Origin of the sequence: Desulfovibrio porci (genome assembly GCF_009696265.1) — a bacterium.
Taxonomy (GTDB): Bacteria; Desulfobacterota; Desulfovibrionia; order Desulfovibrionales; family Desulfovibrionaceae; genus Desulfovibrio; species Desulfovibrio porci.
Map to the genome: position 1 here is coordinate 1 of NZ_VUMH01000014.1, position 24720 is coordinate 24720.

The 24720-nt window shown below is 63.6% G+C and carries 23 protein-coding genes; 15 read left to right on the forward strand and 8 right to left on the reverse strand.

What is annotated here, in order from left to right:
- Both FYJ44_RS12080 and FYJ44_RS12085 read left to right on the forward strand, forming a co-directional pair.
- On the forward strand, nucleotides 1–106 hold a 106-nt coding region (locus FYJ44_RS12080), incomplete at its 5' end, for an integrase core domain-containing protein (RefSeq protein WP_154508122.1).
- A 40-nt stretch (nucleotides 107–146) separates the two neighbouring features.
- Nucleotides 147–1037: an ATP-binding protein gene (locus FYJ44_RS12085; protein ID WP_195841027.1), complete on the forward strand. Its 891-nt coding sequence runs from the start codon at nucleotides 147–149 to the stop codon at nucleotides 1035–1037.
- A 277-nt stretch (nucleotides 1038–1314) separates the two neighbouring features.
- Here FYJ44_RS12085 and FYJ44_RS12090 read toward each other — a convergent pair whose 3' ends face one another.
- From FYJ44_RS12090 to FYJ44_RS12105, 4 genes are all read right to left on the reverse strand, one after another.
- Nucleotides 1315–2130, reverse strand: a complete 816-nt coding sequence (locus tag FYJ44_RS12090) for a histidinol-phosphatase (RefSeq protein ID WP_154512501.1) — start codon at nucleotides 2128–2130, stop codon at nucleotides 1315–1317.
- A 16-nt stretch (nucleotides 2131–2146) separates the two neighbouring features.
- Nucleotides 2147–3073, reverse strand: a complete 927-nt coding sequence (locus tag FYJ44_RS12095; RefSeq protein ID WP_154512503.1) for a bifunctional riboflavin kinase/FAD synthetase — start codon at nucleotides 3071–3073, stop codon at nucleotides 2147–2149.
- A gap of 167 nt (nucleotides 3074–3240) precedes the next feature.
- Nucleotides 3241–3714, reverse strand: a complete 474-nt coding sequence (locus FYJ44_RS12100) for a hypothetical protein (protein ID WP_154512505.1) — start codon at nucleotides 3712–3714, stop codon at nucleotides 3241–3243.
- An 11-nt stretch (nucleotides 3715–3725) separates the two neighbouring features.
- A complete protein-coding gene (locus FYJ44_RS12105; protein ID WP_154512507.1) occupies nucleotides 3726–5348 on the reverse strand; it encodes a DEAD/DEAH box helicase in 1623 nt (540 codons plus the stop codon).
- A 223-nt stretch (nucleotides 5349–5571) separates the two neighbouring features.
- Here FYJ44_RS12105 and hisI point away from each other — a divergent pair, with 223 nt between their 5' ends.
- The 8 genes from hisI (at nucleotide 5572) to tyrS (ending at nucleotide 13453) form a co-directional block, all read left to right on the forward strand.
- Nucleotides 5572–6003, forward strand: a complete 432-nt coding sequence (gene hisI / locus FYJ44_RS12110) for a phosphoribosyl-AMP cyclohydrolase (RefSeq protein ID WP_154512509.1) — start codon at nucleotides 5572–5574, stop codon at nucleotides 6001–6003.
- Nucleotides 6000–6893 carry an ATP phosphoribosyltransferase gene (hisG, locus tag FYJ44_RS12115; protein WP_154512511.1) on the forward strand — a complete coding sequence of 298 codons (894 nt, stop codon included), beginning with the start codon at nucleotides 6000–6002 and terminating at the stop codon, nucleotides 6891–6893. Before hisI ends, hisG begins: the two co-directional genes overlap by 4 nt.
- A 181-nt stretch (nucleotides 6894–7074) precedes the next feature.
- A complete protein-coding gene (locus FYJ44_RS12120) occupies nucleotides 7075–7848 on the forward strand; it encodes a YkgJ family cysteine cluster protein (protein ID WP_154512513.1) in 774 nt (257 codons plus the stop codon).
- Between the two features lie 349 nt (nucleotides 7849–8197).
- Nucleotides 8198–9463: a sulfite exporter TauE/SafE family protein gene (locus FYJ44_RS12125; RefSeq protein ID WP_154512515.1), complete on the forward strand. Its 1266-nt coding sequence runs from the start codon at nucleotides 8198–8200 to the stop codon at nucleotides 9461–9463.
- Between the two features lie 2 nt (nucleotides 9464–9465).
- On the forward strand, nucleotides 9466–10194 hold the full coding sequence (locus tag FYJ44_RS12130) for a hypothetical protein (protein WP_154512517.1): 729 nt from the start codon (nucleotides 9466–9468) through the stop codon (nucleotides 10192–10194).
- A 152-nt stretch (nucleotides 10195–10346) separates the two neighbouring features.
- Complete coding sequence (locus FYJ44_RS12135; RefSeq protein WP_229772690.1) at nucleotides 10347–11192, forward strand: SCAN domain-containing protein 2; 846 nt, start codon at nucleotides 10347–10349, stop codon at nucleotides 11190–11192.
- Between the two features lie 555 nt (nucleotides 11193–11747).
- Nucleotides 11748–11996 carry a hypothetical protein gene (locus FYJ44_RS12140; RefSeq protein ID WP_154512519.1) on the forward strand — a complete coding sequence of 83 codons (249 nt, stop codon included), beginning with the start codon at nucleotides 11748–11750 and terminating at the stop codon, nucleotides 11994–11996.
- A 260-nt stretch (nucleotides 11997–12256) separates the two neighbouring features.
- The gene (gene tyrS / locus FYJ44_RS12145) at nucleotides 12257–13453 is read left to right on the forward strand and encodes a tyrosine--tRNA ligase (protein ID WP_154512521.1); all 1197 of its coding nucleotides are present in this window, start codon (nucleotides 12257–12259) and stop codon (nucleotides 13451–13453) included.
- 83 nt (nucleotides 13454–13536) lie between these two features.
- Here tyrS and FYJ44_RS12150 read toward each other — a convergent pair whose 3' ends face one another.
- Nucleotides 13537–14229 (reverse strand): aspartate/glutamate racemase family protein, encoded by a 693-nt coding sequence (locus FYJ44_RS12150; protein ID WP_154512523.1) that lies wholly within the window; start codon nucleotides 14227–14229, stop codon nucleotides 13537–13539.
- A 75-nt stretch (nucleotides 14230–14304) separates the two neighbouring features.
- On the opposite strand from FYJ44_RS12150, the gene FYJ44_RS12155 reads away from it, so the two are divergent.
- Nucleotides 14305–15525 (forward strand): bifunctional nucleoside/nucleotide kinase/histidine phosphatase family protein, encoded by a 1221-nt coding sequence (locus FYJ44_RS12155; RefSeq protein WP_154512525.1) that lies wholly within the window; start codon nucleotides 14305–14307, stop codon nucleotides 15523–15525.
- Between the two features lie 5 nt (nucleotides 15526–15530).
- Here FYJ44_RS12155 and FYJ44_RS12160 read toward each other — a convergent pair whose 3' ends face one another.
- The 3 genes from FYJ44_RS12160 to rpsB all read right to left on the reverse strand — a co-directional run bounded on the left by FYJ44_RS12160 (nucleotide 15531) and on the right by rpsB (nucleotide 19143).
- Nucleotides 15531–17117 (reverse strand): TerC family protein, encoded by a 1587-nt coding sequence (locus tag FYJ44_RS12160; RefSeq protein ID WP_154512527.1) that lies wholly within the window; start codon nucleotides 17115–17117, stop codon nucleotides 15531–15533.
- A 138-nt stretch (nucleotides 17118–17255) separates the two neighbouring features.
- Entirely contained in the window at nucleotides 17256–18113 is an 858-nt protein-coding gene (gene tsf / locus FYJ44_RS12165) for a translation elongation factor Ts (protein WP_154512529.1), read from the reverse strand.
- A 235-nt stretch (nucleotides 18114–18348) separates the two neighbouring features.
- Nucleotides 18349–19143, reverse strand: coding sequence for a 30S ribosomal protein S2 (gene rpsB, locus FYJ44_RS12170; protein WP_154512531.1), 795 nt, complete (start codon nucleotides 19141–19143; stop codon nucleotides 18349–18351).
- A gap of 485 nt (nucleotides 19144–19628) precedes the next feature.
- Here rpsB and FYJ44_RS12175 point away from each other — a divergent pair, with 485 nt between their 5' ends.
- The 4 genes from FYJ44_RS12175 (at nucleotide 19629) to cbiR (ending at nucleotide 24690) form a co-directional block, all read left to right on the forward strand.
- Nucleotides 19629–19973: a hypothetical protein gene (locus tag FYJ44_RS12175; protein ID WP_154512532.1), complete on the forward strand. Its 345-nt coding sequence runs from the start codon at nucleotides 19629–19631 to the stop codon at nucleotides 19971–19973.
- Between the two features lie 120 nt (nucleotides 19974–20093).
- Complete coding sequence (locus tag FYJ44_RS12180) at nucleotides 20094–23009, forward strand: insulinase family protein (protein ID WP_154512534.1); 2916 nt, start codon at nucleotides 20094–20096, stop codon at nucleotides 23007–23009.
- Nucleotides 23010–23017: 8 nt separating this feature from the next.
- The gene (locus FYJ44_RS12185) at nucleotides 23018–23896 is read left to right on the forward strand and encodes a sulfotransferase family protein (RefSeq protein ID WP_154512536.1); all 879 of its coding nucleotides are present in this window, start codon (nucleotides 23018–23020) and stop codon (nucleotides 23894–23896) included.
- Nucleotides 23893–24690: a cobamide remodeling phosphodiesterase CbiR gene (gene cbiR, locus FYJ44_RS12190; RefSeq protein WP_288230113.1), complete on the forward strand. Its 798-nt coding sequence runs from the start codon at nucleotides 23893–23895 to the stop codon at nucleotides 24688–24690. Before FYJ44_RS12185 ends, cbiR begins: the two co-directional genes overlap by 4 nt.
- Nucleotides 24691–24720: the final 30 nt, after the last annotated feature.

Genomic DNA, 24720 nt, shown 5'->3' on the forward strand with positions numbered 1-24720 from the left:
GAAAAGAACAGCGAACTTGCCGGTCTGGACGCATCGCTACAACTTTGTGCGTCCGCATACGGCTCTTGGCAGAAAACCTCCAGCCTCAAGGCTGAGCGGAGGGTGAACAACGTGTTGACACTCTACACCTAGATCTGATCCGGCCCATGCTGGAAAGCCGGCGGCACGAATTCCACCTGCGCGTGGACGTCGAACACACGGACCTGATCGGCGACACGCATCGCATCCAGCAGATCCTGCTCAACCTGCTTTCCAACGCCGTCAAATACACGCCGGACGGGGGCTCCATCAGCCTTTCCATCAGCGAATCGCAGCCGCTCAATCCGTCCATGAGCCGCATCGTCATCGTAGTCGAAGACAACGGTTTCGGCATGAGCCCGGAATTCCAGAAACGGATTTTCGACTCCTTCGCGCGCTCCGACGACGAACGGGTGAACCGCATTCAGGGCACGGGACTGGGGATGCCCATTGTGCGCAATCTGGCACGGATGATGCAAGGCAGCATCGCCATTGAAAGCGAACTGGACCGGGGCAGCCGCTTTACCGTGGAACTGGACCTCTGCCGCCGGCGGGACCGGCGCGGCGCGGCCGGGACATGGAGTGGGACACCGACGGTTGACGCGACCGCGACGCCGCCCGCCGAACCGGAAGATTTCAGCGGCAGGCGCGTTCTGCTGGTGGAAGACAATGCCCTGAATATGGAGATCGCGCTGGAACTGATTGGTTCCACAGGCGCGGTCATTGATTGCGCCGAAAACGGACAGCAGGCCCTGGAGCGCTTCAAGGCCTCGCCAGAAGGTCATTACAATCTGATTTTCATGGATATCCAGATGCCGGTCATGAACGGCCTCGACGCCGCCAGGGCCATTCGCGCCCTTGAGCGGGAGGACGCCCGCGGCGTGCCCATCATCGCCATGAGCGCCAATGTCTTTGCCGAGGACATCCATGCCGCCGGAAACGCCGGTATGAACGGACACGTGCCCAAACCCATTGATCTGGGGTTGCTGCGGGAGACGCTGCGGCGCTGGCTGTCCTAGGAGCTGTTTCTAACTTGCCTTTTCGCCTCTGCCTGCGTCAGGCTCGCTTCGTGCGAAGGTCGGGTTTGAATATACCCCCTCCGCCCGGAACTCGCCTTCCTGGGCAGAGCACAAAAATCCTAAGTTAGAAAGAGCCGCTAGAGCAGATTCGCTTTGAAATGTCACCATGTTAAAGCTGCCATTCCGGGAAAAACGTCGTTTTTCCCGGAATCCACGCGCGCGGCGTTAGAGCATTTAACCCTTTACGGGATTACCGGCAGCGTTTGCGAAGCCAAGGCTAAAACGGCAGGTTAAAAGGCTGCCGCGCCTGAAACACCACGCTGTGGGCGTAGCCGAAAGAACGGGCGTAGGCCGCCAGTTGATCGAAACCGAAGGCCACGTCCGCCGTGGCATGGGCGTCCGAGCCGAAGCTGATGCTCACCCCCAGTTCGGCGGCCAAGCGCATGATTGCCGGGGCAGGATAGGGTTCGGCGAATTCCTTGCGCAGGCCCGCCGAGGAGACTTCCAGGGCCACGCCGCCGTCGCGCATGGCGAGCAACGTTTCGCGGATCAACTCCAGGCTGCCGGGCCTGTCCAGCCAGGCGTGAAAACTCTCCCAGCAACGCACCTTGATGAAGTCCGGGTGGGCCACGATATTCATCAGGCCGCTGCGGACCATGGCCGTCATCTCCCGGTAATAGTCCGCGAAACGCGCATAGCGCTCCTCCTCGCTCTCGCCCCGGCCCCAGTTCTTGGGCGAACCCACGGCCAGCATGCCCAGAAAATGCAGGCCACCGATCACATAGTCAAAGGACCAGCGCGCGGCCAGTTCCCGCATGTAGGGCATGCGCGAGGGGATCCAGTCCAGCTCCATGCCCAGCAGCACGCGGGGGAATTCGGCCGATGTTAACCGCAACACGTCCTCAACATAGCCCGGAAAGTCCCCGGCCAGATCGCCGTGGTACAGGGGGCAGGCATAGCCGGGCGGCAGGGGCGAATGCTCGGAGAAGCCGTACCAGCGCAGCCCGCGGGCCCGCGCGGCCTCGTACATTTGCGCCACATCGGCTTCGCCGTGGGAAATAAGGGTGTGATTGTGCACGTCCGCGAGAATCATGCCGCGTTTCCTTGTGTCAGGCGTCGGTCCGGGACAGAATTTTGCGCGCCTCGGCCACGTCCTCGCCGATCTGGCCGGTGAGTTCCTCCACCGAGGCGAAACGGCGCTCGCCGCGCAGCCGGGCCACAAATTCCAGGCGCACGCGCCGCCCGTAGAGATTGGCCGAAGTATCCAGCAAAAAGCTCTCCACAGTCACGTCCCGGCCGCCGAAGGTGGGCTTGCGCCCCACATTGGTCACGGCCTGATGCCAGGTTTCGTCCAGACGCACGCGGGCGGCGTACACGCCTTCCGCGGGCAGCAGGGTTTCCGGCGGCAGCAGATTGGCCGTGGGAAAGCCCAGACCGCCGCCGCGGCCCTCGCCGTGCACCACTTCGCCGGAAAAACCGTAACAGCGCCCCAGCAGACGGGCCGCCTGCCAGACGTCGCCCCGGTTGATCAGGTCCCGCAGGCGGGTGGAGCTGACCACCGCGTCATCCACAATGACCGGCGGCAACTGCTCAACCTCAAAGCCCCATTCCGCGCCCAGGGTCCGCAGCACGTCGGCATGGCCGCTGCGCCCCCGCCCCAGGGAGAAATCATAGCCCACCACCAATTGGCGCAGATGCATGGGCAGCAGACAGCGGCGCACAAAATCCTCGGGCGTCAGGGAGGCCAGTTCCGGGGTGAAGGGCAGCTCCAGCACGTGCTCCACGCCCAGTCCGGCCAGCAGTTCCAGCCGCCGTTCGCGGCTGGTCAGCGGGGCGTGAGCTTTGTGCGGGCTCACGACCAGACGCGGGTGCGGCCAGAAGGTCACCAGCACGCAGGCCAGATCCCGCTGGCGGCAGACATCCAGAGTGCGACGGATCAGGGCCTGATGGCCTTTATGCACGCCGTCGAAGTTGCCGATGGTGACGCCCGCGCCCGTCAGAGCGCCCAAGCCGTCCACGGAATGTACAATTTGCATAGATCGCGTCAGTTCCGAGCGTTGGAGGAAGAGGGGTCAAAAGGGTCAAAGCGGAATGTGCTGTTCAGATTGAATCTGTGCATCCTAATGAAAAATTTTGTGCCCTGCCAAGGAATAAAAAAACTCTCTGACGCAGGCAGGGGAAAAAGAGTCCAGGATGCGCGGAGTCAAATCAGTCTGTCGAAAATGATCTTGTACGCCCTGCGGATATGCAGCACCAGCCTGAGGGTCAGGCTGCGGGCCTGCTTTTCATCCTGCACGGAAAAGGAACCCAGGTGCCGGGCCACATCGCTGAAGTCCGCGTCGCCCTTGGGCTGGAGCATGCCCCAGTACTCCTGGGCGCGTTCCATGATCCGGCTGCCGAGCTTGTCCGGATGCGCGGCGTGGTAGGAACGCAGAAATGTCGCGAACATGCGTTCCGCGTCCTGCGGAAAGGAGCTGGCCAAGGCCAGACGCCAGAGGGCCATATACAGACCGCGCCACTCCACCAGCATCTGGCGGCGGCGCATGAACTGCATGCGGCCGATGCCCATCAGCTCCAGCTCGGCGGTGAAGTCCGCGTCGTCCAGCAGGGCCGCGAAATTCTCCAGGGCCTCGCTCACGGCGCTTTCGTCGTCAAAAACTTCCGCAAGGTTTTGCATAGGCGATCTGTTCAGTTTTCCGCCCCCGCGCCTTCGCCGCCGTTGTCGTCCTTGCGGCGGCGCGGCGAACGGCGGCGGCGTTTTCCGGAGCGGGGGGCCTCCCCGTCGCCGTCTTCGCGGCGGGCGGGGGCGGATTCGCGCCCACGGGATTCCGTATGCCGACGCGCGGCGACAGCCGGGCTGTTGTCCGGAAAACGGTTTTCCTGAAGGCTCTGCTGATGGCAGGCGTCCAGCAGCATGCCCAGCAGCAGGACGTCGTCGTCCTCTTCGCTCTGCCGGGCAAGTTCACGCGCCAGGGCCGCGTAGCGGGCCACGCGCATGCGCTCCAGGCCGGTGAGCGTGCGGAAGCGCGCCTCCAGAATGGCGGTCAGACGCGTGCCCGCCACCTGGGCCACGTCTTCGTCCGTGGGCAGGGGCAGCTCCATCAGCGCGATTTTGTAATGCTTGGCGATGCGTTCCAGCTCCATGCGCTGCATCACGTCCACCAGGGAAATGACCGTGCCCGCGGCCCCGGCGCGGCCGGTGCGCCCGGCGCGGTGGATATAGCTTTCATGATCTTCCGGCGGCTCGTACAGGAAAACGTGCGACAGGGCCGGAATGTCGATGCCCCGCGCGGCCACGTCCGTGGCCACCAGATATTGCAGGCGGCCCTTGCGGATTTTGTCCAGCACGGCTTCGCGCCGGTTCTGCGAAAGATCCGCCGAAAGCTCGTCCGCGCTGTAGCCGAAGCCCTGAAGCACGCCGGTCACATAATGCACGTTGGCCTTGGTGTTGCAGAAAATGAGGGCCGAGGCCGGATTTTCCGTTTCCAGCAGGCGCACCAGTGCCCTGTCCTTATCCATGGGCTTGACCTCGCAGAAGAGGTGCTGCACTTCGGCTACATGGACCTCTTTCTGCGAAAGGGAAAGCAGGGACGGCTCGCTCATGAACTCGGCGGCCAGCTTGAGCACGTGCGGCGGATAGGTGGCGGAGAACAGGCAGGTATGGATGCGCTTTCTGGGCAGATAGCGCTGCACTTCCTTCATGTCCGGATAAAAACCGATGGACAGCATGCGGTCGGCCTCGTCAAAAACCAGCACCCGCAGATCCTTGAGGTCCAGCGTGCGGCGCAGCAGGTGATCCAGCACGCGGCCCGGCGTGCCCACAATGACCTGCGCGCCGTCGTGCAGGGCGTCCATCTGCTTTTTGTAGCCCACGCCGCCGTACACGGCCACGGTCTGAATGCCCGTGTCCGCGAAAATCACGGCGGCCTCGCGCTCCACCTGCACGGCCAGTTCGCGCGTGGGGGCCAGCACCAGCGCCTGCGGCGCTTTGAGCGCCGGGTCCAGACGGGGCAGCATGGGCAGCAGATAGCAGCCGGTCTTGCCGCTGCCCGTGCGCGACTGAACCATGATGTCCCGCCCCTCCAGCAGATAGGGCAGGGCCAGGGACTGCACGGGCATCAGGCTCTGCCAGCCCGCGCGGACACAGGCCGAGCGCATGGCTTCCGGCAGGTCGGCCAAGCCGACTTTGGGCAGGGCGTTTTCCGGTTCGCTGACGGAAAGCCCCTCCGGGGCGAGAGTGGCGGGGTCCGCCGCATCGGCGGCAGGTGCGTCCGCGCCGGGAATCATCGTAGGAGAAATCTCTTCTGGCATGGGTCATCCTGGCGGCATGAAACCGCCTTAGTAATTAAAATATTGTTAACAAGGAATTATGCCATAAACCTTATTTTTCCGCAAGTTTTGCCCGCGCGAAACAGGCCGGAGCGACTGTCCCGCCGGGGCGGGCCGGGCGGCTTGCCACCGCCGCCGATTGCGGATAAATTCAGCCCTCTGCGCGGGAAGAGCCTGTTCCGGCCCGCCGTCAAGGAGAAATTTCATGTCCAGTCAGCCGATCCGCCAACCGGGAAAAGACGTTCCCCAAGATTTCGCCCCCGACTTCAGCAAGGGTCTGATACCGGCCATCGCCCAGGATCAGGCCACGGGCGAGGTGCTCATGCTGGCCTATATGAATGAAGACGCCTGGCGCAAAACCCTGGAAACCGGCGAGGCCCATTACTGGAGCCGCAGCCGCCGCGAGCTCTGGCACAAGGGCGGCACGTCCGGCCATGTCCAGAAAGTGCGCGCCCTGCGCCTGGACTGCGACAACGACACCATACTGCTGCTTGTTGAGCAGGCGGGCGGCGCGGCCTGCCACAGCGGGCGGCGCTCCTGCTTTTACCGGGAATGGAAGGACGGAGCCGTGACCGTCTGCTCCCCCCAGGTCTTTGACCCCGAAAAAGTTTACGGCGGAGAAAGGAAATCCTCATGAGCGCGCAGACGCAGCCGATCATCAAACTGGGCGTGCCCAAGGGCTCGCTGGAAGAAGCCACCATCAATCTTTTCGAACGCGCGGGCTGGAAAATCCGCAAGCATACCCGCAATTACTTTCCGGACATCAACGACCCGGAAATCACGGCTTCGCTCTGCCGCGTGCAGGAAATCGGCGGCTACATCGAAGCCGGCGTGCTGGACGTGGGCATTACCGGACTGGACTGGCTGAGCGAACGCGGGCACGAGGACAAGGTGGAACGCATCGCGGACCTGGTCTACTCCAAAACGTCCAACCGGCCCTGCCGCTGGGTGCTGGCCGTGGCCGGGGATTCTCCCTATGCCTGCGCCGCCGATCTGGCGGGCAAACGCATCGCCACCGAACTGGAAGGCCTGACCCGCCGCTATTTTTCCCGGCAGGGCGTGGACGTGGACGTCTTCTACTCCTGGGGGGCCACCGAGGCCAAGGTGGTGGAAGGACTGGCCGACGGCATTGTGGAAGTGACCGAAACCGGCACCACCATCCGCGCGCACGGCCTCAAGATCATTGACGAAGTCATGGTTTCCTATCCCGTGCTCATCGCCAACAGGGACGCTTGGCGGGATCCGCGCAAACGGGCCAAGATCGAGCAGTTGACCCTGCTGCTGCAGGGCGCGCTGCGCGCCGAAAATCTGGTGGCCATCAAGATGAACGCCCCGGCGGCCCATCTGGACGCCATTCTGGAAATGCTGCCTTCGCTTAATTCGCCCACGGTCTCCCCCCTGCGCGACGGGCGCTGGCTGTCCGTGGAAACCGTGGTGGAGGTCGGCATTGTGCGCGACCTCATCCCGCGCCTGCGCGAAGCCGGGGCCGAGGGCATCATCGAATACGCCCTGAACAAAGTCATTTAGGGCTTTTTCATGGTGAAAAAGCCCTTGGCGGCAGCAAACGCTGACGCCCGCCGCCTTCGGCCCAGAGCGGGACCGTGCTCCCGCTCTGGGCCGAAGGCGGCGCTGCTTTGAAACCAGCCGCAATTTCAAAGTAAATCTATATTGCCGTCCGGGCCGCCGGGCCGCGCGCAAAGGAGATTGCATGGATATCGACGACAGCCGCGAATTTCTGGAAAACCTGCCCGAGCTCAAGGCGGACGAAACTTTCTGTTTTGACTGCAACCCCCAGGTGCCCTGCTTCAACCGTTGCTGCGCGGAACTGACCCTGCCGCTCACCCCCTACGACGTGGCGCGCCTGCGCCGCCATCTGGGCATCGGCAGCGAGGAATTTCTGAGCACCTTCGCCACCATGCGTTCCTTCCCGGACACGGGCTTTCCCCTGCCCATGCTGCGCATGCTGCAAGGCCCCGGCGAACCCTGTCCCTTCGTGGGCCCGGCGGGCTGCTCGGTCTATGAAGACCGTCCCGGCGCCTGTCGCTGCTATCCGCTGGGGCGCGGCACCAAGATGGCCGAGGACGGCGTGTCCGAACGCTTTTTCGTGGTGCGCGAAGACCATTGCCACGGCTTTGACCAAGGCACGGCGCGTACGCCCCGCCAGTGGTTCGCGGATCAGGATCTTGTGGACTACAACGCGGCCAATGACCGCTACATGCGGCTCATGGCCATGGTGCGGGCCACGGGCAAACCGCTGGATGCGCGGCTGGTGACCATGAGCGTGCTCTGCCTCTACCAGTTGGACAAATTCCGCGAGCTCATCACCCATATGCGCATTTTTGAACATGTAGACGCCGACGCCGCGCGCCAGGCCGCCGTCATGGAGGACAGCCCGGCTGGAGACACGGCTGCGCTGGATTTCGGACTGGATTGGATGGAACTGGTGATCTTCGGAAAAAGCCAGGGGCTGACCAGAAAATAACGGCCCGTTCCCCGCCGAACCGGACTTGTATGAAAAACCGCCAGGCCTTTAGCCCGGCGGTTTTTTGTATCGCTCGACCTTGGCGCGCCCCGGAGGATCGCCATTTTCCTTGCCATGCTCGTGATAAATTTCTTTTACAAAACAGGAAAAACCTGCTAATCGTAAGTTGTGCGGACAGGTTCATGCTGTTTATTTATGCATTTTTATTAATTATTACAGAATGTTATTGCATGAGCACACCTAAAAACGCACGCCTGGGGCAACGCTGTTTTTTTCGTTCCGCACGGCCCTGTTTAGCTGTGCCCACATTCCCGGCCGCCCACCGGCCGCAATCGCACGGGAGGAGCGTATGAGTTTTGGCAGGCAAGTGTATGACTTTTTACTGAGCGGTTCACAGGCGTATGCCAAATGGGATCTGGAGGTTTCGACCTCGATCCTCAGAAACCGCAAAAAACTGCTCCTTCTGCTGGCGCTGGCCGTGCCCATCCTGGCCGGCTGCCTGGCCGAAGCCTACGAATACCATGAAATGCTGGGCGGTAAAACCGCCTATGCTCCGGCATTCTACACCACCACCATCTTTCTGGCCTCCATCGCCGTGGGCTTGGCCGCCGGTCTGATCACCGGCTGTATCGGCGCGGGCGGCGGCTTCATCATCACCCCGGCCCTGATGGCCGTGGGCGTCAAGGGCATTCTGGCCGTGGGCACGGACCTCTTCCATATTTTCGCCAAGGCCATCATGGGCACCACGGTGCACAAAAAGCTGGGCAATGTCTCGGCCAAGCTGGCCATCGCCTTTCTGGTGGGTTCCATTGTGGGCACTTTTATCGGCGGCGCCATCAACAAGGGCCTGTATAACGCCGACCCCCTGCTCTCTGAGCTGTTCATCAGCACCATTTACGCCGTGCTGCTGGGCTTTCTGGGCTTCTACGCCCTGTTTGATTTTCTGCGGGCCTCGCGCGGCGCCAAAGGCGCGGCCAGCCAGGACGCCCACGGCGGCAGCGCCGGTCTGACCAGCCTTTCGGTCAGGATGCAGAGCCTCACCGTGCCGCCCATGATCACCTTCGACGAAGATCTGGTGCCCGGCGGGCGGCGGATCTCAGGCTGGATCGTGGCCGCCGGCGGCGTGGTGGTGGGCCTGCTGGCCGCCATCATGGGCGTGGGCGGCGGCTTTGTGACCTTCCCCATGTTCGTTTATATTTTCGGCGTGTCCTCCATGACCACGGTGGGCACGGACATTCTCCAGATCATCTTCACCGCGGGTTTCGCCGCCGTGGGCCAGTACGCCATTTACGGCTATGTGTTCTATACCCTGGCCATCGGCATGCTGCTGGGCTCTCTGCTGGGCATCCAGATCGGCGCGCTGACCACCAAAGTGGTCAAGGGCATCCACATCCGCGGCTTTTACGCCATTTCGATCATTGCCGGTTTCATCAACCGCGCGGCCACCCTGCCCAAGAAGCTTGTGGAGATGGAGGTGCTCCACTGGTCGCCGGGGGTGGTGAACATCATCGAAGAAGTGGGCAACGTGGTTTTCTGGGTCGTGGTAGCCTTCTTCGGCATCTGGGTCTTCAGCAAATTCTTCCTTAACCTCGGCAAACTCAGAGGGGAGGCCTGATAATGCTTATCCATGAAAAAGCCCCCTTTATCCGGGGCAGTCTGCTGCTGATTTCGTTCCTTGTGCTGTTCGGCGTGCTGCTCACGCCCATCATGCGTGACGAAAACGGCAATCATATGACCGGCCTGCAATACGCGGACAATGTCTTCAACGAACTTTCCAAGGGTTCGTCCTATTTCATCCCCGGCGTGCGTGAAAGCGTCAAAAAGGTGGACGGCAAGCAGGTTCAGGTGACGGTGACCCTGAAAAAAGCCGCTCTGGCCCCCCTGGCCGTGGCCCTGCTGCAAAAGTCCGGCGTTGAGGCCGTGGCCGACGGCGGCAAGGTGAGCTTCAAGGGCGATCTGGGCATGATTCTGACCTCCGCCACGGACGACGCGGACGCGCTGTACCACAACAATGCCGACGCCGTGACCCGGAAGTACGACGGCGAACCGGCCCTCAAGGTCGCGGCCGCCTGGTGGTATCTGCTGTCGCCCAGCATCAAGGAACTCCAGAAGCAGCGCCTGTTCGGCGAGGCCCAGGTGGTGGATCAGGTTCTGCGCCGCGCCGTGGAACCGGGCAACAACTTCTACAGCGTGACCCCGGCCAAGGTTTCCGAGCATGTCTGGCTGATGAGCGGCATGCTGCTCTTCTATGTGCTTTACACCCTCTGGTACGGCTTCTCCATCTTCGAACTTTTCGAGGGTATCGGTCTGGCCATGACCAAATCCAAGGTCAAGCAGGAAAGTTAACGAGTTCTGTCTGCTCCGCTTTTTGTCGGCCGCAATGCTTTGCCATTGCGGCCGCTTTTATTGACGGAAGCCGTGCCGCCGCATATCATTAATAGATAGAGGGAAGGATTCGGAGCAGGCATGAACACTCAGGACACTGAAACATACAGCTTATGGCGGCCAACAGCTTTGAAGCCTTCCAGGAGGTCCGGCGCCAGGGAGCGTGTTTCAAGCTCAGTTGCCACATGCGTCTGACCGGCGCGGCAACCGACGTCACCTTTACCGGCCGGCTCGTGGACGTCTCTGGCAGCGTCGCGCAATTTGAAATCAGCAAATGCGAACCACTGCCCGGTAAAAACAAATCCGCGGCCCCGGCCTGTGAATTCTTTTTCAGCCTTACTCAGGACACGCCTTCCGGCGCGGTGGAAAGAATGGGCTATTCCGGCCGGGGCACCATTCTGGAAACCCATACGGATAAAGACGGCGTACCGCGGAAGATGCTGCTGCGCCTCTCCCGCAAGTATGTGGCCCGCCGGTTGCGCAAGGACAAACGCGTGGACTGGAAACCGGAGTGCACCAATCTGCTCGGCCTGCTGGTGGTTTCCGATCTGCCCGTCAATCGGCAGGCTTTGAGCGCCGAGATCAAAGCCTATTACAAGACGCACGCCGACGTGCGGCCGAGCCTGATCAACATCTCGGCCGGCGGCGCCTGTCTTGGCGTGGAAGGGGATCTGACCCGCAAGGCCCTGATGGCCCACGAACTGTATCTCTTTTTTCTCTCCCCTTCATTCGCCGACCAGGGCGAACCGCCCCATATTTGCATGGGCAAGAAGGTCGGCACCTACCGTGACCAAGAACAGGGCTCGGCTCTGCGCATGCGTTTTCTCTATGAACTGGACTGGGACAAGAGCCAGTCCGTTCTGCACTGGGCGGATATTGAATTTTCCGGTTCGGAACGCCTGCGCCGCATGATTCGCGACATGCCCGACACGGACCGGGAGCAGGCAGCCAGTCTTTAGAGCAATTAACTCTGACATTGCTCTAAAGACTGCGAGAGCATCCGCCAGCCACGGAGGCGCAAGCGTAACTTATTTGCGCAGTTAAGCGCCGAACTGGGCGTCTTTACACGTTAAGAATGTCCATTCTTAACATTACTCTGCTCCGGAAGATTCCACATCCGCTCCCTTCATTCAGCGACGGGTATGCGCTCCGCCGCGTCGGGTTATCCGTGATGCCGGTTTGCGCGTCAACAGTTGAAAGCGTCTTGCTTTCAGGCGCGGGCGTCAGCATCTCCGCTGTCGCCGCCCGCGGCTTTTGGGGCTGACCGATACGCCGCGGAGCAAGGAAAAACGACGTTTTTTCGCAACCGGCGGGCAGCGCCGCTTTTGCATCGCTGCAAATTCAAAGACAAACCGTTCCCGTTGCAGCTCTCAGTAGGACACCGCTCTTTTTCCGCCTTTCTCGCGTCTTCCTTGTGGTCTTCCTGGCACTGGATTTGCATAATTCAGAGCATCCGCCCGTATGGACGGAAAATTTGACCCCACCCGCCACGGCGGATATCTGGAGGATACGTCATGGAAATTTCCGGTATCAACCCTTCTCTTCCCTTTGCTTTCACCATGCCCGACAAGGACGACTCCGGTTCCACCCCCGCCGCCGTGCAGGATACGGTGGACGTTCGCGCCCCCCATCTGTTGGAGGACGACGAGGTGGACGGTGTGCTGGACGACACCCTGAACATGATCGCCCAGGACAATATGGGCGCCCTGTCCGTGCACGGGGGATTGAGCCAGAGCCGGGTGTTTGCCCTTCTCGGCCTTTAGTAAAATCCGGCCATTTTGCCCCCCCGGCGGCGTCAGGCTTGTTTTTTGCTCCGATCATGTATGAAGGGAATACCCTCCCTCCGCAAAAGACAGCGCCTTCCTTGCCGGGGAACAAAATGTCGCGAATCTTACCATTCGGTGCCGGTCATATCTGAAAATTTGACACCGCCGCGACCAAAAGGGTATCAGATTCCGTTATTGCGCGCCGCATTGCGGCGCGCCCGGCATTTTTTACCGCAGCTTGCAAGAAGGATACGGCGATGATGGATATTGACCGGCAGATGGCCCTCATCAAACGCGGCGTGGCTGAACTGATCGACGAGGGCGAACTGCGCAAAAAGCTGGCGCGCGGCGTGCCCCTGCGCGTCAAGGTGGGCTTTGACCCCACGGCTCCGGACCTGCACCTCGGCCATACGGTGGTGATGCACAAGATGCGTCATTTCCAGGAGCTGGGGCACACGGTCATTTTTCTGATCGGCGATTTCACCGGCCGCATCGGCGACCCTTCGGGCCGTTCGGAAACCCGCCCTCCGCTCACGGAAGAGCAGGTGCTGGCCAACGCCGAAACCTACAAGAAACAGGTCTTCAAAATCCTGGACCCTGAAAAAACCCAGGTGGAGTTCAACTCCCGCTGGCTGAGCAAGATGGACGCCACGGGCTTCATCAAGCTGGCCTCCAGCTACACCGTGGCCCGTATGATGGAGCGCGACGATTTTGAAAAACGCTTCCGCGAACAGCGCCCCATCTCCATCCACGAATTTCTCTACCCGCTCTGCCAGGGTTTTGACTCGGTTTCGCTGAAAGCCGATGTGGAAATGGGCGGCACGGACCAGAAGTTCAACCTGCTGGTGGGCCGCAACCTCCAGGCCCACTACGGGCAGGAGAGCCAGTGCATTCTGACCATGCCCCTGCTGGAAGGCACGGACGGCGTGCGCAAGATGTCCAAATCCTACGGCAACTACATCGGCATCGACGAACCGCCGACGGAGATTTTCGGCAAGGTCATGGCCGTGTCCGACGAGCTGATGTGGCGTTATTACGAACTGCTTTCGGCCAGAAGCCTGGAAGAGATCGCGGCCCTGAAGCGGGACGTGGCCGAAGGCCGCGTGCACCCCAAGGCCGCCAAGGAAGCCCTGGCCCACGAGATGGTCAGCCGCTATCACAGTGAAAAAGACGCCGATGCGGCCCGCCAGGGCTTCAACGCCGTCTTCGCTGACGGCGGCGTGCCCGCCGACGCGCCCTCTCTGGCCTGCCAAAACGGCGAGGACAGCACGCCCCCGGCCTTTCTGGAGGCCGCCGGGCTGGTCAAAAGCCGGGGCGAGGCCAAACGCCTGATCAAGGAAGGCGCGCTTTCGGTGGACGGACAGCGTTGCGACGACGCGCTGACGCCCCTGCCCGCCGGAGACTATGTGATCAAGCTGGGCAAAAAACGCTTTTTGAAGCTCACAGTGAACTGACGCTCCGGCGTCATACGCACATAAAAAGGCGGCCTCAGAGGCCGCCTTTTTATGTGCCGTCATGTGTGACGGCCCGCGCAGGTTCAGTCCGCCAGGGCCAGATTTGCGGCCGCGGTGGCGTGCAGCAGGGTGGTGTCGAAAAGCGGCAGATCGGCGTCCTCTGGGCGCAGCAACATGCCGATTTCCGTGCAGCCCAGAATGACGCCCTCCGCGCCGCGCCGCGCCAGCCCGGCCAGGACCGCCTGAAATTTTTTCCGGGATGCCGCGCGGATTTGGCCCAGGCAAAGCTCCTGAAAAATGACCTCATTGACCAGAGCGCGTTCCGCCGCGTCCGGAATGAGCACCTCCAGGCCCTGTTGCCGCAGCCTGCCGCAATAAAAATTCTCTTCCATGGTGTAGCGCGTGCCCAGCAGGCCGACGGTGCGCAGACCGCGCCCAAGAATTTCCGCCGCCGTCACGTCCCCGATGTGCAGCAGGGGAATGGACACGGCCGCCTGAACCTGCGGGGCCACCTTGTGCATGGTGTTGGTGCAGATGACGAAGAAATCCGCGCCGCCCTTTTCCAGCGCCCGCGCCGCCACGCCCAGCAGGCGCGCGCTTTTGTCCCAGTCTCCGGCGGACTGGCAGGCCTCGATTTCCTGGAAGTCCACGCTGTAGAGCAGGCAGCGGGCCGAATGCAGGCCGCCCAGGCGCTCCTTCACCACGCTGTTGACGATCTGGTAGTATGTGACGGTGCTTTCCCAGCTCATGCCGCCCAGCAGGCCGATGGTCTTCATGCGCGTCTCCTCCGTTCTCCCGCGTCTTCCGTTTCCGGGGCTTTTCCCCTACCATGATCCCCAGCGGAGGGGAATATGCGGAAGTTATATGTAGCGATGGTGGGCCTCCCCGCGCGCGGCAAGTCCACGCTGGCGCGGCGCATCCGCCAGGGGCTGCTGGCCGAGGGCATCCGGGCGCAGATCTTCAACAACGGCGACGTGCGCCGGGCCCTGATGGGCGCGGAATCCACGGAGCCGGATTTCTACAATCCGGACAACAGCTTCGGCCGCGAGGCCCGTGAGCTGATCGCCCGCCGCAATATGGAGCAGGCCCGCGCCTGGCTGGCCGGCGAGGGCGAGGTGGCCATTCTGGACGCCACCAACGCCAGCGCGGCACGGCGCGCGCTGATGGAAAAGACGCTCAGCGACCATCCCGTGCTCTTTGTGGAGTGCGTCAACGAAGACCCGCTGCTGCTCAACGCCTGCATCCGGCGCAAAACCACCTTGCCGGAATACGCAGCCTACAGCGAGGAAGAAGCCCTGGCCAGCTTCATGAAGCGCATCGGCTATTATGAGTCCATCTACAGCCCGCTGCGGGACGAAAAATTCTGGCTCTGCGTGGACTCCACAGCCAACCGCATTCTGGATGAACGGCCCTGTGAGGGCTCGCCCTATTATCCGGCCATCCGCGAGATCGTGGTCAGCGTCTGGGTGCACAGCCTGTACCTGGCCCGCCACGGCCAGACGGAGTTCAACGTGCAGGGCCGCATCGGCGGCGACCCCCCGCTCACGGCCCTGGGCCGCTCCCAGGCCGAAGCCCTGGCCCGGCATCTGCGCGACCACCGCATCGACTGGGTGTTCACTTCCACCCGTTTCCGCTCGCACGAGACGGCGGCCCCGCTGCTCACCGAGCGGCCCGGCGCGCACGTCATGGCCCTCAAGGAATTTGACGAAATCTGGGCCGGGGACTGCGAGGGCATGCTCTATTCGGAGATCCGCCGCCGCATGCCCGAGGTCACGGCGGGCCGCAACGCGGACAAATACGGTTACGCCTATCCCAATGGCGAGAGCTACGCCATCCTGCGCGAGCGGGTGCAGCGCGGGCTCAGACGCGCGCTCTTCCTGGCCGGGGACGCGCCCCTGCTCATCGTGGGCCATCAGGCCATCAACCGCGTGCTGCTCTCGCTCTTTCTGCGCCAGCGCAGCGAGGACGTGCCCTATATCCACATCCCCCAGAACCAGTACTACCACATCTCCCTGACCCCGAGCCGCAAGGTCTTCGAGCGCATCCCCTACGAGCGGACGGCCCAGAGCTGAGGGCGTCAGGCCCGCTTTGCCTTTCCGACCGGGACCGTCTTGACGGCGCGCACCTCGTCAATGCGCTGGCGGTCCATGCGAATGATTTCCAGCTCCCAGCCCTGAAGGCGCAGGCGCTCGCCCACAACCGGGATGTGCCCCAGGCGCTCCAGAATCAGCCCGGCCAAAGTGGCGCTGGTGGAGCGCGGCGGCAGGCTGATGCCCAGCCAAGCCGTGACCGCGTCCACGGACAGCCGCCCCGGCAGCCGCCAGCTGCCGTCCGGCTGGCGGCAGAACTCGGGTCCGGCGGGCAGGTCGCCCACCTGCCCGGCCAGCACGCTGAGCAGTTCGGCGGGCGTGATCAGCCCCACCACGCTGCCGTACTCGTCGCGCACAAAGGAAAGCGGCGCGGGATGCGCGCGAAAATCGTCCAGAATGTCCGCCAGGGCGGTGTGCTCGAAAATGGTGGGCGCGGGGCGGATGTAGTCCGTCAGTTTCCAGCGCGCGCCCGGCGACGCGCCGGAAGAGGCCGGAGCGGGCAGCAGCAGTTCGCCGGCGCGCACCACGCCCAGCACGTCATCCGTCTCACGGCGCAGCACCGGCAGCCAGGGCAGCGAGGATGAGGCCGCGAAGCGGTAAACCGTCTCGCGGTCGGCCCGGCTGTCCAGCCAGTTCACGCGCTGGCGCGGGATCATGATAAAACGGGCCGTGCGCCCGCTGAGGCGGATGACGCGGGCCACCATGTCCCGCTCTTCCGGAGCGAACAGCGCGTCGCCGTCCTCTCCGGCCAGAGCCGCCGCGTCAAGCTGGGCATCGCCGTGGCCGGAGCGCCCGCCCAGCAGGCCCAGCACCACGCGGGCCGTGGATTCGCGCATGTCGCGCATGCTGATGCGCTTGCGCCGGTTGCGCAAGGCCCACTGGTTGGCCGCCTCCACCAGCACGGCGAAAATAATGGCCGCGTACAGATAGCCCTTGGGAATATGATATCCCAGACCGTCGGTGAGCAGGCTCAGGCCGATCATCAGCAGGAAACCCAGACAGAGCACGATGACCGAGGGATGCCGCTCCACAAAGGCGAGCAGCGGCGCGGCGGCTACGGCCATGACCAGCATGGCCGCCGCCACGGCCAGCATCATGATCGAGACATGGTCCACCATGCCCACGGAAGTGATGATGGAATCCAGGGAAAAAACCGCGTCCAGGGCAATGATCTGGGCGATCACCCGCCAGAAGCCCGCATGCCGCCCCGCATCCGCGGGAGCGGCCAGATGGCCTTCCAGGCGCTCGTGCAGTTCCAGGGTTCCCTTGAAGAGCAGGAAGACGCCGCCGCCCATCAGAATCAGATCCCGCGCGGAAAAAACGCGGCCGCCCAGGCTGAACAGCGGCTCGGTCAGGCCGATGATCCAGGCTATGGCCGCCAGCAGGACCAGACGCATGAACAGCGCCAGCCCGAGGCCGGTAAAAAAGGCCTGACGCTTCTGTTCGGCGGGAAGCCGCCCCACCAGAATGGAGATGAACACCAGGTTGTCCACCCCCAGCACCACCTCCAGAAGCACCAGCGTGCCCAGACCGGCCCAGGCCGAAAGTTCCGTGACCCACGAAAAATCCCACATAGTCTTTCCACTGCCTGTCGCGGGCCGTGCGGCCCGGAAAACAAAAAAAGGGGGCCGGAGCCCCCTTCAGGTTCAATCAAAAATGGATACTGTTGTGCATACGCGCCGTCCGGCGCGCGCCTGGGCCTGACGGCATGCTTACTCCGCAGCCAGCTGAATGCGCGTGAAGCCCGTCACCGTGATGGTGTCGCCCACGGCCTTGCCCGCTTCGCGCACGATGTCGCTGACGCTCTTTTTGTCGTCGCGGATGTAGGGCTGTTCCAGCAGGCAGACTTCCTTCTGGAACTTCTTCACCGCGCCGTCGGCGATCTTGTCCACGATCTGGGCGGGCTTGCCTTCTTCCAGGGCCTTCTGGCGGTAGACTTCGCGTTCGCGTTCCACGGCGGCCTGATCAAGGCTGCCCGCGTCCAGAGCCATGGGGCTGGCGGCGGCCACCTGCATGGCCAGATTCTTGGCCAGCTCCTTGACCTCGGGCGCGTTTACGCTCTCGGTCTTGCCGCAGGTCAGGAAGACCAGCACGCCGATCTTGCCGTTGGCGTGGATGTACTGGCCGATAACCTCGTTGTCGGACTGGCGGGTGTGGCGCGCGAACTTGCCCAACTGCATGTTTTCGCCCACCGAGGCGATGAGCTGCTTGACCTCGTCGCCCACCACGCCGTCCAGAGCGGTGGGATCAGCCGGGTTGTGTTCCAGCACGGCCTGGGCCACGCGGGCGGCCATGGCCTGGAACTGGTCGCCACGGGCCACGAAGTCGGTTTCGCACATCAGCGAAGCCATGGCCACGTGCTTGCCGTCGGGGCTGGTCACCGCGGTGACCACGCCCTCGCAGGTGGCGCGGCCGGATTTCTTGGCGGCCTTGGCCATGCCCTTCTGGCGCAGCCAGTCAACGGCCTTTTCCAGGTCGCCGTTCACTTCCACCAGAGCCTTTTTGCAGTCCATCATGCCCGCGCCGGTTTTTTCGCGCAGTTCTTTAACCATTTGAGCGCTGATTGCCATTGTCGTCTCCAGATGTCCGGCCAATGCGCCGGAGTTTCACAAAAAAATAAGGCGGCGAGTAAACCGAGCCGCCCGACAGCGCGCAGCGTAGCGAGCACTGGCGGGGAGAAGCCGCTACCGCGTCGCGGCTTCGACTCTGCAAAGCCGCTTGCCGGCTTTGCTCCTTATTCAAAACGGGCAGCGCGGATCTCAGAAAAAGCCGCGCTGCCCCCAAAGTACGTATGCGACAGGCACGTTATTCGGCGGGAGCGGCTTCCTGCGCGGGCGCGGCGGCTTCCGGAGCGCTTTCAGCGGCTGCGGCCTTCTGCATGGCCTCTTCGGCGTTGGCGGCGTCCTTGTGGTCCTTGCCCATGGCCTCGCCTTCCTGGCAGGCTTCGGAGAAAGCGGCCACAAAAAGCTTGATGGCGCGGATGGCATCGTCATTGCCGGGAATGATGTAGTCGATGAGGTCCGGATCGCAGTTGGTGTCCGTGACGGCCACGATGGGAATGCCCAGCTTGCGGCATTCCTTCACCGCGATGTCTTCGCGGTTGGGGTCGATGATGAAGGCCAGCTGCGGCAGGCGGTCCATGTTCTTGATGCCGCCCAGGGTTTCCTCCAGCTTCTTCATCTCGCGCTCCAGCAGCAGGATTTCCTTTTTCTGGTAGCGGTTGATGGTGCCGTCGCCAAACATGGCTTCCAGCTTCTTGAGGCGGTCCACGCTTTTCTGGATGGTCACGAAGTTGGTCAGGGTGCCGCCCATCCAGCGGTTGGTCACATGGAACTGGTTGGCGCGGCCGGCTTCGGTGGCCACGGCTTCCTGCGCCTGGCGCTTGGTGCCGATGAAGAGCACCTTGCCGCCCTTGGCCACGGTGTCCACAACCTTGTCGTAGGCCACGCGGAAGAGCTTCACGGTCTGCTGCAGGTCAATGATATGGATGCCGTTGCGCGCGCCGAAGATGTAGGGGCGCATTTTGGGGTTCCAGCGCCGGGTCTGGTGCCCGAAGTGCACCCCGGTTTCCAGCATCTGCTTCATGCTGACGTAAGCCATTGTGATCCTCCAATGGGTTTTGTTTCCTCCACTCCGGTTTGTGTGATTCTCTTCACCCGCCGTGGGCCGGACGCGACGCGCGTCCGCGGAACGGGCACCCCGAGAACCGCCGGAGTGTGCGTAATGGAACGGCCTCTATAGCCCAAAGCCGGAAATATGGCAAGAGTATGCCCGCGCGGTCCACAGCGGGCGGCAAATCCCCCGCCGGGCCCGGCTGACAACCAGGAAAAAGCCCATTATGATCAGCTTCGCTCCACAACAGCGCACAGGAGGCTTTTATGGGCGACAGCTACATCACCCTGGTTCCCGAGCGCGCTGGCATAGACCCGGCGGAACAGGCCGCCATGGAAAAGCGTATGGTCGGCTGGATGCAGGAAAACGGCTGAATTGAAAGGGGAAAAAGCGACTGCGTTTTCACCGAAGGGGGCGGATGCCGTTTTACGCCGTCCGGTTCCCTGCATATGGCGGGCGGCACGGACAGGGGCTTGTCTACTTATGGCTTCGGCGTGCAGAAGCATGACGGCAAAGGCGTTTTCACCAATCTGGAAGGCGGGCTGGAAAGCGCGCATTGCCCGGCCTGCGGAAAGGATGTCGAGAGATACTTTTATGATATGGTGAGCGACTGGTATGAGGCGGACGGTTTTCCGCCTGTAAAATGCCCGTTGTGCGGCGCGGCGTCCGACATCCGGAACTACAGGCTTGACCCGTTGTGGGAATTCAGCCGGATAGGCTTTGAATTCTGGAATATGGGACCGCTCACGCCGGAATTTGTGGAAGAATTCACCGCCATGCCGGGGGAACCCGTCCGTGTGGTCCGGGCGCATATATAAATGCTTCAACAATAGCCGGCATGGGCGACCGGGCCCCTTTTCAAAGCCGTGTTCCATCCCTATAGTGTGCTTGCCGGTTTCCGGCCCCGACAACGAACTCAAGCACAAGGATACCCATACATGGACAAACACGGCTTCACCCTGCTCACGGAACGGGACATGGCGGAAGTGGGCGGCACGGCCCGCCTCTGGCGGCACAGGGCCACGGGCGCGCAACTGCTCTCCGTGACCAACGCGGACGAAAACAAATGCTTCGGCGTGAGCTTCCGCACGCCGCCCACGGATTCCACGGGCGTGGCCCACATCCTGGAACATTCGGTGCTCTGCGGCTCGGACAAGTATCCTGTCAAGGAGCCTTTCGTGGAGCTGCTCAAGGGTTCCCTGCAAACCTTTCTCAACGCCTTCACCTTTCCGGACAAAACCTGCTATCCGGTGGCCAGCGCCAATCTGCGCGACTTTTACAATCTCATCGACGTCTATATCGACGCGGTCTTCCACCCGCGCATCAGCGAGGACATCTTCCGCCAGGAAGGCTGGCACATCGAGGCCGAAAGCGCCGACAGCCCCTGGACCTACAAGGGGGTGGTCTACAATGAGATGAAAGGCGTGTACTCCTCGCCGGACTCCGTGCTGGCCGAGCAGAGCCAGCAGGCTCTGTTCCCGGACACGCTGTACAGCCTGGACTCCGGCGGCAACCCGGAACGCATCCCGGACCTGACCTATCAGGCCTTTCACGATTTTCACAGCCGCTACTACCATCCGAGCAACGCGCGCTTCTTCTTCTGGGGCGACGACCCGGAGGACGAGCGTCTGCGCCTGCTGGACATTGCCCTGCAAGGCTACGCGGCCCGGCCCGCGGATTCCGCCGTGCCCCTGCAGCCGCGCCGGGACGTGCCGCGCCTCATCGAAGTGCCCTATGCGGCGGCCGAAGGCGAAAAACGCGCCCTGTTCACGGTCAACTGGCTGCTGGGCGAGCGCGGCGACGTGAGCCAGGCCCTGCTCATGGAAATGCTGGAGCACATTCTGGAAGGCCTGCCCGGCTCGCCGCTGCGCAAGGCCCTGATCGGCTCCGGCCTGGGCGAGGACACCACGGGCTGCGGGCTGGAGACGGACCTGCGCCAGATGTACTATTCCACGGGCCTCAAGGGCGTGGCCCCCGGCGACGTGCAGAAGGCCGAACTGCTGATTTTCGACGTGCTGGCCCAACTGGCTGAGGAAGGCATTGACCCGGCGGCTGTGGAAGCGGCGGTGAACAGCGTGGAATTCGCCTACCGCGAGAACAATTCCGGCCGCTTCCCGCGCGGGCTGGCGGCCATGATCCAGGCCCTGTCCACCTGGCTGTACGACGGCGACCCCCTGGCCCCGCTGGCCTGGGAAGCTCCGCTCAAAGACATCAAGGACCGTCTGGCCAGAGGCGAAAAGGTTTTTGAGCAGGCCATCCGCCGGTGGTTCCTGGACAACGGGCACCGGGCCACAGTGGTCCTGCTGCCGGACGCGAATCTGGGCAAGGTCCGCGACGAGGCCGAGGCCGCCCTTCTGGCCGCCGCCCAGGCCGAGGCCGGGCCGGAACAGCGCGCGGCCCTGGTGGAGGAAACCCGTCGCCTGCAGGAGGCCCAGACCGCGCCGGACAGCCCGGAAGCCCTGGCCAGTATCCCGGCGCTGGGTCTGCAAGACCTGCCCCTCCGCAACGCGCCCATTCCGCGCTCCGAGTCGCGCTTGCCGGAAGTCTGCCTGAGCCACGAGTTGCCCACCCAGGGCATTGCCTATGCCACCCTGCTCCTGCCCCTGGAAGGCCTGCCCGAACGCCTGACGCCCCTGCTGCCGCTCTTCGCCCGCTCCCTCACCGAACTGGGCACGGCACGGCGCGACTTCACGGAACTGGGCGCGCACATGGCGGCCAAGACCGGCGGCGTGGGGGCCGACACCCTGCTGGGCACCACCAGGGAACAGCGGCGCACCATCAGCTACCTGAGCCTGGCGGGCAAAGCGGTTTATGACAAGATTCCGGACCTTTTCGACATCTTTCAGGAAATTCTGCTGGAACCCCTGCGCGACCCGGCTGTGGCCCGCGAGCGCCTCAAACAGATGCTGCTGGAGGGCAAGGCCCGCCTGGAGCATGGCCTGCAGGCCGCCGGACATACGGCGGTGAGCACGCGGCTGCGCGCCCGCTTCACCGGCGCGGGCGCTCTGGCCGAGCGCACCGGCGGCCTGAGCTATCTGGCCTCGGTGCGCGGCCTGCTGGAACAGCTGGACGCGGAACCGGAAACCCTGCTGGCCGATCTGGAGGAATTGCGCGGCCTGATCGTGGCAAGCTCCGGCGCGGTCTTCGACTGCACGGCCGAGGCCGGGGGTCTGGCCCTGGCTCAGGACAAGGCCCGCGCCCTGCTGGCGGCCCTGCCGCAGCGACCCGCCAACGCCCGCGAAAACCGGGAAATCCCGCCCATGCGCGACCTGCCCGAGGCCGAGGCTTTTGTGGCCCCGGCCCAGATCAACTACGTGGGCAAGGCCGCCAATATCTATGATCAGGGCTATGTCTACCACGGCTCGGCCAGCGTGATCCTGCGCTATCTGCGCATGGGCTATCTGTGGGAGCAGGTGCGTGTGCGCGGCGGGGCTTACGGAGCCTTCTGCATGCTGGACCGTCTGGGCGGCACCCTGGTCTGCGCCTCTTACCGCGACCCCAATGTGGACCAGACCCTGGCCGCCTACGACGGCATGGCCGATTTCCTGCGCGGCTTCAAGCCGGACAAGGCCCAGCTGACCCAGGCCATTGTGGGCGCGGTGGGCGATCTGGACAGCTATCTGCTGCCCGACGCCAAAGGCTCCCAATCCCTGGCGCGCTGGCTGACCGGAGACACGGACGAAATCCGCCAGCAAATGCGCGAGGAAATCCTGGGCACCACGGAACGGCATTTCACGCAGTTCGCGGAGGTGCTGGCCGAAGCCGCGCGGCAGGGGGCCATCTGCGTGCTGGGCGGCCCCAAAACCGAAGAAGCGGCGCAAGCCCACGGCTGGGCCGCGCAACGCCTGCTGTAGGAAAGAGCATGAACGCCCCCGGCCGTCTTGTGCTGGTGCTGGGCATGCACCGCAGCGGCACCAGCGCCCTAGCCAGGGGCCTGCGGGTTCTGGGGATCGCGCTGGGCGACGATCTGTTGCCCGCGCACCCCTGCAACCCCAAGGGCTTTTTCGAAGACGCCGGGCTCTATACCTTCAACAAGGCCCTGCTGACCCGGCTGAACCTGACATGGCAGAGTCCGGAAGCCCCGGATGCGAAGGTGCTGCACACTCTGGCCGCCGGTCCTCCGGGCGTGGCGGCCCTGGATCTGCTGCGCGAGAAAAGCGCCGGACAAGCGGTTCTGGGGCTCAAGGACCCGCGCATGAGTCGCCTGCTGCCCTTCTGGCGGCCCGTGCTGACCGCCTCGGGCCTGCGCGCGCACTGCGTAATCAGCCTGCGCCATCCGGACAGCGTGGCTCATTCTCTCCGGCAGCGGGACCGACTGGACCCGGAAACCGGCCACATGCTCTGGCTCGCGCACATGCTGGACATTCTGGAAGGCAGCGCGGGCCTGCCGCGCCTGCTGGCGGACTATGACCTTCTGCTGCGCGAACCAGGACGCCAGTTGCGCCGTCTGGGGCACTTTCTGGGCCTGCCGGTGGACGCGACGGAACTGGCCGTGTTCGCGGACGACTTCCTGGATCCAAAACTCCGCCACCACAAGCCGACGGACGCCGAGAGCGACGGAGAAAAGCGGAACGCCCCCTGGGCCGCTCTGGCCACGCGCCTGCACGCGGCCCTGCGCCCGGCGGCGGACGAAGCCGACGGGCGGCTGCTGGACAGCCCGCGTCTGGCCCGCCTGACCGCGAACCTGCGGCGCGAGGCGGCGGCCATGGCGCATGCGTCTCCGTCCGGAGTCCGGCCGTGAGCGGCATCGCGGCCAGCGAACCATCCATCCATCCGCTGGCGGGCCGTCTGGCCGCGCCCTCCTTTGTGCTGCCCGGCACAGTGGCCGAAAACATGCGCTTTCTCAGCGGCAGGGTGGATGAAGCGGCCCTCTGCTTTTTCGAGGCCCGGGCCTGCCTGGAATACGACGAAAAGGACATCTCGCCGGATCTGGCTGGCTTGCCGTTGCGCTGCCACGTCCATCTGCCCGTGGATCTGCCCTGGCCGTCCGGCACGGGCGCTACGGCAAGGGTCCAAGCCGAAGCGGCGGCGGATCTGGCCCTGGCGGTCTGCGCCAGGGCGGCCTGCCTGAGTCCGGGCCTGGCCGTGCTGCATCCGCCCGAGGGCTCCGCGGCCCGCAAGCGCGCCCTGCTGCGCGCCTTCGCGGCCCGCTGGCAGGCGCGCAGTTCTGTGCCTCTGCTGCTGGAAAACGTGGATTCCAGCGACGTGCTGGAGTTGGGAAAAAACTTTTTATCCGACCATGGACTGGGGCTCTGTCTGGACGTAGGGCATCTCCTGGGCTACGCTCAGAACCGTCTTCTGGATTCCGGGCTGCCGGAAACGGCGGCCCTGGTTCACTGGAGCGCGCCCGGCAGGCGGGATGAACACCTTCCGCTGACAAAGTTCACCGCGCCGCAACGCCGCACGGCGGCCGCCATCATGGCCCGGCTGCCGCGAGCGGCCGTGCATCTGGCGGAAATTTTTCACTGGCCGGGCGTGGCGGCCTCGCTGCCTGTGCTGGCGGCGCTGGCCCGCACCGCCGACGCACAGACGTAATCCGCCCCGACGGGGCAAGGGAGAAGGAGA